We start from the raw sequence: 778 nt of genomic DNA, 5'->3' as shown, positions 1-778 counted from the left end.
TAAAAGAAGCGGAACTAAACCCAGGACGCTTCATCTTCTCGTTCGCAGCGGCCGTGACGTACATCAGCCCTGAGTATGGGCTGACCGCGACGAACAATGACGCCTTGAACGCTGTATCACCACTGGCCTGATCTACTACAGGCACTTTGTCACCGGCCCAGTCGACATAAAGCTCTTGACCTGGCTCATGGGTGACAACTTCAACGAGATCATTGGCACGCAGAAACTCATTGAGCCCACTGCAGAACTGGGAGTACTGGTACTTTGTCTTATCCGTCGGACACGGCTGCGACACGTAGTCCATCCACAGCTTATGCCTGGTCACATGCTTTGTACTTTTCAGCTTGCGTGCAAGAGCGTGAAAATCAGGCTGGTCGTAGGCCATCGTCCGTTTACTCCGGCCGTCGCTGAATCGATCATCGAACCATCCAGGTGGAAGTTGACGGAAACGCTCTAGAGTTAGTTCCTCATCGTTGATGACTTTCTTTGCTCGGGATACTTCTCGTCGTGAACATCCCAATGCGTGTGTGATCTGCGCGTAGCTAGCACCATCAAGGCACATCGCGATGATCTGTTTGAAGTTGGCCACAAGGACCAGCTCCTTCCAAGTAGAAGTTGACGCAACACCACCGGATCGTGGTGCCGCCAACATCAACTATGAAAGAAACCCCCTTGCAGTACCGGATACGCGGAACACCGGTACCAACTACGCGGACTCGCGGTACCAACTACCCCAAATCGACACCCGGACTGCGGACAGCCAGGCAAGTTACGCGAC

At 53.5% G+C, this 778-nt stretch carries 1 protein-coding gene; it reads right to left on the bottom strand.

Annotated elements, in window-relative coordinates:
* On the bottom strand, positions 1–589 hold a 589-nt coding region (locus HMPREF2912_RS11635; protein ID WP_070684283.1), incomplete at its 3' end, for a helix-turn-helix domain-containing protein.
* Positions 590–778 lie beyond the last annotated feature (189 nt).

Origin of the sequence: Corynebacterium sp. HMSC056E09, assembly GCF_001813425.1 — a bacterium.
Classification (GTDB): domain Bacteria; phylum Actinomycetota; class Actinomycetes; order Mycobacteriales; family Mycobacteriaceae; genus Corynebacterium; species Corynebacterium hesseae.
This window is presented reverse-complemented; position numbering and strand designations above follow the sequence as displayed.